Source organism: Paraclostridium benzoelyticum (genome assembly GCF_001006285.1).
GTDB lineage: Bacteria > Bacillota > Clostridia > Peptostreptococcales > Peptostreptococcaceae > Paraclostridium > Paraclostridium benzoelyticum.
Genome location: NZ_LBBT01000176.1, coordinates 1 through 8,933, shown reverse-complemented (window position 1 = coordinate 8,933; position 8,933 = coordinate 1). Strand labels below are relative to the sequence as shown.

Below are 8,933 nucleotides of genomic sequence, written 5' to 3'. Positions count from 1 at the left end.
TCAATCTAGCTTAAAATATATGAAAATGCATAATAAATAGTAAAAAGTATATAAAAAAATGATATTGACTTTATATGTCGAAGTATATATAAAGAGCAAATATTAGAATATAAAGAAAATTTAGGGATTTAGGAAATGAATTGTTAATATACACTTTTGGAAATTTATAGTATTGTAATCTGAAATTTAGAGTAGTAATATATAAAATGTTAAATACATTATACAAATTAAATGTATTAAATATTAAGAAATAAAATTTAGAAAGGCGGAGCACGTTTGGAAAAAAAAGTTTTAACTGTATGTCCATATTGTGGGGCAGGGTGTCAGCTTTATTTAGTTGTTAAAGACAATGAAATAGTGAGAGCAGAACCTGCAAATGGAAGAACTAATGAAGGAAACTTATGCCTAAAAGGATATTATGGATGGGATTTTCTAAATGACCCCAAAATTCTAACGTCAAGATTAAAAAAGCCTATGATAAGAAAGAATGGGAAGTTAGAAGAAGTCGAATGGAAAGAAGCTATAGATTATACAGCATCTAGACTAAATGAAATAAGAGAAAAATATGGCCCAGATGCAATAATGGGAACTGGTTCTGCAAGAGGACCTGGAAATGAAGCAAATTATGTAATGCAAAAATTTATGAGAGCAGCGATAGGTACTAATAATATAGACCATTGCGCTCGTGTTTGACATGCACCATCAGTAGCCGGTCTGGCTTACTCATTAGGAAATGGGGCTATGTCTAACTCTATACCAGAGATAGAGAACTCAGATTTATTATTTATATTTGGATATAATGGAGCAGATTCACACCCTATAGTTGCTAGAAGAATTGTTAGGGCAAAAGAAAAGGGTGCTAAATTAATTGTTACAGATCCAAGGGTAACAGAATCTGTAAGAATTTCAGATGTATGGTTACCTATAAAAGGTGGAACTAATATGATTTTAGTCAATGCATTTGCTAATGTATTGATAGAAGAAAATCTTTATAATAAAGAATATGTTGAAAAATACACTGAAGGATTCGAAGAATACAAAGAAATGGTTAAAAAGTATACTCCAGAGTATGCTGAAAAAATGACAAACGTACCAGCAGAAGATATAAGAAAAGCAATGAGAGAATATGCAAATGCTAAAAATGCTACAATCTTATATGGAATGGGTGTATGTCAGTTTGGGCAAGCTGTTGATGTTGTAAAAGGGCTTGCATCATTAGCTCTTTTAACTGGAAACTTCGGAAGAGAAAGTGTTGGAATAGGGCCTGTACGTGGACAAAATAATGTTCAGGGAACATGTGATATGGGAACTTTACCTAACTTATTCCCAGGGTATCAAAAGGTAACAGATGACAAAGTAAGAAAGAAATTTGAAAAAGCTTGGGGAGTTAAACTTTCTTCTAAACCAGGGGTTACGTTAACTGAAGTACCTCATTTAACATTAAAAGAGAATAAAGTAAAAGCTTATTATATATTTGGAGAAGATCCAGTACAAAGTGATCCGCACGCAAGTGAGGTAAGAGAAACTTTAGATGCTATGGAATTTGTAGTAGTTCAAGATATATTTATGAATAAAACTGCCTTACATGCAGACGTAGTACTTCCTGCAACTTCATGGGGTGAGCATGATGGAGTATACTCATCTGCGGATAGAGGATTCCAAATAATGAGAAAAGCAGTAGAACCTAAAGGTGATGTAAAACCGGACTGGCAAATTATGTGTGAAATATCTACAGCTATGGGATATCCTATGAGCTATAATAACACTAAAGAGATATGGGATGAAATGAGGTCATTATCACCATTATTCGCTGGTGCATCTTATGAAAAAATAGAAAAGCAAGGAAGTGTTTTATGGCCTTGTACAGATGAAGATCATAAAGGTACACCGTACTTATATGAAGGAAATAAATTTGAAACTGAAAGTGGAAAAGGAAAACTATTTGCATGTGAATGGAGACCTCCTAAAGAAATTCCTGATAAAGAGTATCCTCTTGTATTATGTACAGTTAGAGAGGTAGGACATTATTCAGTAAGAACAATGACAGGAAACTGCAGAGCGCTTAGAGCTTTAGAGGATGAGCCAGGATATATACAATTAAGTATAGAAGATGCTTCAAAGCTAGGAATTAAGGATAAAGAATTAGTTAGGGTAAGTTCAAGAAGAGGAAGTATATTAACTAGAGCCTTAGTAACAGATAGAGTTATACAAGGAGCTACATATATGACTTACAGCTGGTGGATTGGATCTTGTAATGAGTTGACTATAGATAACTTAGACCCAATATCTAAAACTCCAGAATATAAATACTGTGCAATAAAAGTAGAAAGTATAAAAGATCAAGATTCAGCAGAGCAGTATATAAAAGATGAATACGAAAAAATAAGAAAACAAATGTTAATTGAAAAATAGACAATATATCTAATTTTAAAGATCTATCTGATTGATTATAAAAATGATAGGTCTTTAATTGGGTTATAAAATAAAAAGTATATTGTTAAGTTAAAAATAGAACAAGGGGGAATGGACATGATAGATATTTCTACGGCGATTGATAAAATTATTGAAGAATCTAAACCAATAGGGACATGTGAAAAAGATTTAATGGAATCGGTAGGATATACATTAGCTGAAAATATATATTCTAATGATAATTTGCCCCCCTTCAATAAATCAGCTATGGATGGATACGCAATAAAAAGTAAGGATTCTTTACTTTGTAATGAAAGTGAAAATATTTGCTTAGATATTATAGGTGTAATAAAAGCAGGAGATTACTTTGAAGGTAAAGTAGATGATAAGCAAGCTATAAAAATAATGACAGGAGCTCCTGTTCCAGATGATACTGATGCAGTTATACAAATAGAAAATGTAGAATTAGATGGAAATAAGCTCATATTATCGGAAGTAGTTAAAAAAAATAGAAACATAATTAATATAGGCGAAGAACTTAAAGTGGGAGATTTAGCATTAGAAGTAGGTCAAAAAATCAGGCCTAGTGAAATAGGACTGTTAGCATCTCTAGGTTATTCAAAGGTAAAAGTTTATAAAAAACCAATTTTATCAGTATTAACTACTGGGGATGAACTAGTTGATATAACTGATTCTATAGAAAATGGTAAAATAAGAAATAGCAATGAATACTCATTAAAAGCTTTAGCAAAAGATTTAGAAGTGAGATCATTTGGAATAATTGAGGACAAAAAAGATGTTATAAAAGAAAAATTAAAAGAAGCTCTAGAAATTTCAAATATAATAATAACATCAGGTGGTTCTTCTGCAGGTGACTATGATTTTATAGAAGATGTATTAAGTGAATTAGGTGCTGATATTAAATTTAATAAAATAGCAATAAAACCTGGCAAGCCAGTTATATTTGCTACTGTTGGTGAAAAATTAGTTTTTGGATTACCAGGAAACCCTCTATCATTTATAAATACATATGAAGAGTTTGTAAAGCCTGCTATATTAAAGATGAGTGGTGAAAATATAAAGGAAAATAAATTCCCTGTTATACTAAAGCATGATATAAAATGCAAAGCGGGAAGAACAAATTATGTTTATGTTGATATAAATAAAGAAGATGGTAAATTTTATGCATATGAAGTGGGTTCTCAATGTTCTAACCAACTTTTAATGATTACAAAATCTAATGGAATAGTGATAGTTCCAAAGAATAAAGGATTTGTAAAAAAAGGAGAAATCTTAGATGGGAAATTTATATTCCAATAATAAACAGAAAATAATATCTATAGTTTCTACAAAGTCTGGAATGGGAAAAACGACTTTGGTGGAATTATTGATAAAAGAATTTAAAAAAAAAGGATATAAAGTTGGAGCATTAAAGCATGATGCCCATAAGTTTAATATAGATAAAGAGGGTAAGGATAGTTATAGATTTACAAAGGCAGGAGCTAAAGATGTAGTTATAGCTTCAAATGAAAAAATAGGTGTAGTAAAAATACTAGAAGAAGAAAAAAGCTTAAATAAAGTATTAGAACTATTTGATGATGTAGATATTGTCTTTACTGAAGGATTTAAACAAAATCCTTATCCTAAAATTGAAGTTCATAGAAAAGAAGTCGATAAAAATTTTCTTTTTAATAATGCAATAAATAAAGATACATTTATCGCTATAGCTACAAATGAACATATAGATGGTATAACCAACTTAGATATAAACAATATAAATCAAATAGTTGATTTTATTGAATCTTATATAAAAACAGAAGAACTAAAGACTCAATTAATAAATTATGATTATGATAAAACTATAAAAATAGATGTGGTTAAAATAGACAATCAAAATGCTAAAGAAGAAAAAGAAATCATAATATCAGAATACCCATTAAGTTTAATTTTAAACGGAAAATATTTAAATACTTTCTTATGTACTCCAGACAAAATAGAGGAACTGATTGTTGGGTTTTTAGCTACAAAAGGCTATATATCTAATAAAAATGATATAGAAAGTATAATTATAGATGAAAAATCAAAGGTAGTAGAGGTTATATCGAATAAATCTAATACTAATTTAAACTTAGAAAAAATATTTTTAAATGATTTAGATTTTATTGAGTGTAATTCAGTTAAAAATAGTTTTGAAATAGATATAAATACAATTTACAATTCAATGCATATGAACTTGACATCATCTCAATTATTTAAAGATACTGGGGGAGTTCACAGTGTAGCACTGTTTGATGGATGTGACCCTGTAGTGATATGTGAAGATGTTGCTAGACATAATGCTATGGAGAAGGTAATTGGATATGGTGTATTAAATGATGTAAATTTTGAAGATAAATTTATAGTAGTTAGCGGAAGAATTTCTCTTGAAATGATGCAAAAGGCATGTAAGATGCAAATACCTATAGTAGTTTCAAAGTCAGCTCCTACAAATCTTTCAGTAGAGCTTGCAAGAAAGTTAAATATAACTTTGGTTGGATTTGTAAGAGGGAGAAGAATGAATATATATGCTAATGGATATAGAATTAAGTATTAAAAAGTAAACTTAAAAGGTGGGAAAATATGAAAAGTACACTAAATTCGTTTGTAATAGCAGGCGCAAACAAATGCGTAGGATGCAGAGCTTGTGAGGTTGCATGTTTTGTTGAACATAATAAGAAAAATAATGTTGGATATACTGTTGGAACTGTAGAAATACCTGTTATACCTAGATTATATTTAGTTAAACAAGGAAGTTTTTGTATGCCTATACAATGTAAGCATTGCGAAGATGCACCTTGCTTAAATACATGTCCAAATAAGGCAATTAAAAAAGAAAATAATGCAATAATTGTAAAAGAAGAATTATGTGTTGGGTGTAAAACATGTATATTAGCATGTCCTTTCGGAGCTATAGACCTATTACCTCAATATAAAGATGGAAAAAAAGTAGAACAAATAGAGTTAGAAGATGAAAAAGTAATAGCATATAAATGTGATTTATGTAAAGGTAGCGATAAACTAGCATGTATAAATGCCTGTCCAGAAAATGCATTAAAACTAGTATCTCCTATAGAAGATAAAAAACTAAAAAATAAAAAAGCAGCTCTTGCGTTGCTTGGAATTTCAAATAATAAATAGGAGGATAAGTTATGATTGTAAATATAGATAAAGAATTGTGTACGGGTTGTAAAAAATGTAGTGATGTCTGTCCAGTAGATGCAATACAAGGAGAAAAAGGAAAGGCTCAATTTATAGATGAAGATAGATGTGTAATTTGTGGTCAATGTGTACAGCAATGTAAATCATTTGCTCCTATATACGAACTAGGACAAGATACAATAGAAGCAAAAAAGGAAGAAAGAGGTATGCTAGAAAGCGTACAAGAACCTTTATTTGCAGCTTATAATACATGTGATGTAGAAAAAGTTAAAGAAGCTTTAGCTAATCCAAGTTCATTTACAGTGGTTCAATGTGCTCCAGCTGTAAGAGTTGCATTAGGAGAAGAATTTGGTTGTGAGTTAGGTGAATTAACATATGGGAAGATGGTTGCAGCATTAAAACAACTAAAATTTGATAGAGTATATGATACAAACTTTGCAGCTGATTTAACTATAATGGAAGAAGGCAGTGAACTTATAAAAAGAATAGGGGAAAATAAAAATCTTCCTATGTTTACTTCTTGCTGTCCTGCATGGGTAAAGTTTATGGAAGATAATTATCCTGAACTTACAAATCATTTATCAAGTTGTAAATCTCCTCAACAAATGGGTGGAGTAGTATTTAAAACTTATGGGGCTCAAATGAATAATGTAGATCCTAAAGATGTATTTAGTGTAGCTGTAATGCCATGCACTTGTAAAAAATTTGAATGTGATAGAGAAGAAATGAAGTCAAGTGGATACAAGGATGTAGATGTTGTAATCACAACTAGAGAACTAGCATATTTAATAAAAGATATGGGAATTGACTTTAACAGTTTAAAAAATGAAGACTTTGACTCTCCTCTAGGAGATTATACTGGAGCAGGAACTATATTTGGTGTTACAGGTGGAGTTATGGAAGCTGCTATAAGAACAGGATATGAGCTTATAACTAACCAAGCTATTCCTAATGTAGAGGTAACTCAAGTTAGAGGCGGAGAGGGAATAAGAAAGTCGGTTATAAAAGTAGGAGACTTAAGCCTAAAAGTTGCAGCTGTAAGTGGTTTGAAAAATGTAGTTTCTATACTAGAAGATGTTAAAAATGGTGACTGTGACCTACATTTTATAGAAGTTATGACCTGTCCAGAAGGGTGTATTAGTGGTGGAGGCCAACCTAAACTTTTAATAGATGAATATAGAGAAATAGCTTATGCAAATAGAAGAAAATCAACTTATAATCACGATAGAGATATAGAGATAAGAAAATCTCATGAAAGTCCGTCTATAAAGAAAATATATGATGAATTTTTAAAAGAACCATTAGGAGAAAAGTCACATCATTTATTACATACAAATTATTGCACTAGAAAGGAAGTGGCTAAATAATGAATTGTTTTGTTATATCAGACCCAAATAAATGTATAGGATGTAGAACATGCTCTATTGCATGCGTAGTAGCTCACTCTGAAGAAAATATATTTTTACAAGATCCAAATCATATAAACTTTAATCCTAGACTTACTGTTGTAAAAACTGCACAAGTAAGTGCTCCTATTCAATGTAGACAATGTGAAGATGCACCTTGTGCGAATGTATGTCCTAATGAAGCTATAAAAAGAGAAAATGGGGCAATAGTAGTTAAGGAAGAAAAATGTGTTGGCTGCAAAACATGTATTATAGCATGCCCTATAGGAGCTATAGAAATAGTAAGTAAAGAAATTAAATTAGATGATATAGATTCAGATAAATTGTATTTCAAAGAGCAAATGGTAGCAAATAAATGTGATTTATGTGTAGGGAAGGAAGACGGTCCTGCATGTGTAAATGTATGTCCTACTAAAGCATTTAAAATAGTAAAAGAAGATGATGTGAAATTAACCATAAATAATAAAAGAAAACAAGCAGCAGCATGCATTTCTAACTTATAATAAGGAGTATAACTAATGAAAAAAACAAATAAGATTTTACTTATTGTAAGCACTATATTAGTATTAGGTTTAAGTGGATGTAGTAAAGTTTCTAAAGAAAAACAAAATATAACTATATCAGCAGCGGCAAGTTTAAAAGAGCCTCTAGAAGAAATAAAAGGTATATATGAAAAAGAAAATAATATGAATATTACACTTAATTTAGGGGCATCTGGAACTCTTCAAAAGCAAATAGAACAAGGTGCAGATTGTGATATATATATATCTGCTTCACCTAAGCAAATTAATGTATTAGAAAAGAAAAATCTTATAAAAAAAGATTCTAAAATAGATTTATTACAGAATAAACTTGTGATAATATCAAATAAAGAATCAAATAAAAATTTAGATCCAAATGACAGTGAATTGAAGTTTTCTATAGGAACACCTAAAGTAGTTCCAGCTGGAGACTATGCTAAAGAATCATTAGAGAATATGGGAATGTATGATAAATTAAAAGATAAAATAATATATGCAAAAGATGTAAAGCAAGTATTATCTTATGTTGAAACAAACAATGTAGACTTTGGAATGGTATATAAGTCAGATGCATTGAGTTCTGATAAGTGTAAAATCTATGAAGTAGTGGATGACAATATGCATAAACCGATAATATACCCAGCGGCTATTGTAGAAAGTACAAAGAATGAATCTCAATCAGATAAATTTATTAAACACTTAAAGAGTTCAGAGTCTAAATTGATATTTGAAAAATATGGATTTGAATGTGTAAATAATTAACATGAAAGATGCAATAATTTTATCCATAAAAATTTCTGTAGTAGCTACAATGATAACTTTAGTATTAGGTGTTTTTTTGGCTAGAATATTTACAAAATATAATTTTAAATTTAAAACAATTATAGAAGCTTTTATAATTATTCCTATGGTATTGCCACCATCTGTTGTTGGTTATGGACTTTTAGTAGTTCTTGGCAAAAATGGGCCAGTAGGAGAGTTTGTGCACAACCTATTTGAGCAAACGTTGATTTTTACTCCACAGGCTGCATGTATAGCATGTGTAGTAGTTGCGCTTCCGATGATGTATCAAAGTTGTAAAACTGCTTTTTTAGAGATAGATACCACATATGAAGATGTAGCTAAAGATCTTGGAGCTACTGATAGTAAGGTTTTTTGGAAAATAATAATACCATTATCTAAAAAAGGTATTATAGGCGGAACTATATTATCATTTGCTAGGGCTTTTGGAGAATTTGGAGCAACTTTAATGGTAGCAGGAAATATACCAGGTAAGACTCAAACGGTACCTTTAGCCATTTACTTTTTCGTAGAAAGTGGATATATAAGGGAAGCAAATATATTAATAATAATAACTATAATAATAAGTTTTACTACTATATTTATATTAAATAAA

The 8,933-nt window shown here is 30.1% G+C and carries 8 protein-coding genes; all 8 read left to right on the top strand.

Going from position 1 to position 8,933, the window contains the following annotated elements; genetic code table 11:
* The first annotated feature begins 276 nt into the window (after window positions 1-276).
* Complete coding sequence (gene fdhF / locus VN21_RS08215) at window positions 277-2,412, top strand: formate dehydrogenase subunit alpha (protein ID WP_084822034.1); 2,136 nt, start codon at window positions 277-279, stop codon at window positions 2,410-2,412.
* Window positions 2,413-2,529: 117 nt separating this feature from the next.
* Complete coding sequence (locus tag VN21_RS08210) at window positions 2,530-3,732, top strand: molybdopterin molybdotransferase MoeA (protein ID WP_046822820.1); 1,203 nt, start codon at window positions 2,530-2,532, stop codon at window positions 3,730-3,732.
* A complete protein-coding gene (gene fdhD, locus VN21_RS18225; RefSeq protein ID WP_084822032.1) occupies window positions 3,710-5,005 on the top strand; it encodes a formate dehydrogenase accessory sulfurtransferase FdhD in 1,296 nt (431 codons plus the stop codon). The genes VN21_RS08210 and fdhD overlap by 23 nt, the downstream gene beginning before the upstream one ends.
* 26 nt (window positions 5,006-5,031) lie before the next feature.
* Window positions 5,032-5,589: a 4Fe-4S dicluster domain-containing protein gene (locus VN21_RS08200; RefSeq protein WP_046822819.1), complete on the top strand. Its 558-nt coding sequence runs from the start codon at window positions 5,032-5,034 to the stop codon at window positions 5,587-5,589.
* A gap of 11 nt (window positions 5,590-5,600) precedes the next feature.
* Entirely contained in the window at window positions 5,601-6,977 is a 1,377-nt protein-coding gene (locus VN21_RS08195) for a [FeFe] hydrogenase, group A (protein WP_046822818.1), read from the top strand.
* Window positions 6,977-7,519, top strand: a complete 543-nt coding sequence (locus VN21_RS08190) for a 4Fe-4S dicluster domain-containing protein (protein WP_046822817.1) — start codon at window positions 6,977-6,979, stop codon at window positions 7,517-7,519. Before VN21_RS08195 ends, VN21_RS08190 begins: the two co-directional genes overlap by 1 nt.
* A 15-nt stretch (window positions 7,520-7,534) precedes the next feature.
* On the top strand, window positions 7,535-8,299 hold the full coding sequence (gene modA / locus VN21_RS08185) for a molybdate ABC transporter substrate-binding protein (protein WP_046822816.1): 765 nt from the start codon (window positions 7,535-7,537) through the stop codon (window positions 8,297-8,299).
* Window position 8,300: 1 nt separating this feature from the next.
* The coding region (gene modB / locus VN21_RS08180) for a molybdate ABC transporter permease subunit (RefSeq protein ID WP_046822815.1) at window positions 8,301-8,933 on the top strand (633 nt) is incomplete at its 3' end.

Excerpts from the sequence above, each read along its gene's own strand:
- fdhD (WP_084822032.1), top strand. The coding sequence starts at position 3,710 with ATGGGAAATTTATATTCCAATAATAAACAGAAAATAATATCTATAGTT.
- VN21_RS08195 (WP_046822818.1), top strand. The coding sequence starts at position 5,601 with ATGATTGTAAATATAGATAAAGAATTGTGTACGGGTTGTAAAAAATGT.
- modA (WP_046822816.1), top strand. The coding sequence starts at position 7,535 with ATGAAAAAAACAAATAAGATTTTACTTATTGTAAGCACTATATTAGTA.
- VN21_RS08200 (WP_046822819.1), top strand. The coding sequence starts at position 5,032 with ATGAAAAGTACACTAAATTCGTTTGTAATAGCAGGCGCAAACAAATGC.
- VN21_RS08210 (WP_046822820.1), top strand. The coding sequence starts at position 2,530 with ATGATAGATATTTCTACGGCGATTGATAAAATTATTGAAGAATCTAAA.
- VN21_RS08190 (WP_046822817.1), top strand. The coding sequence starts at position 6,977 with ATGAATTGTTTTGTTATATCAGACCCAAATAAATGTATAGGATGTAGA.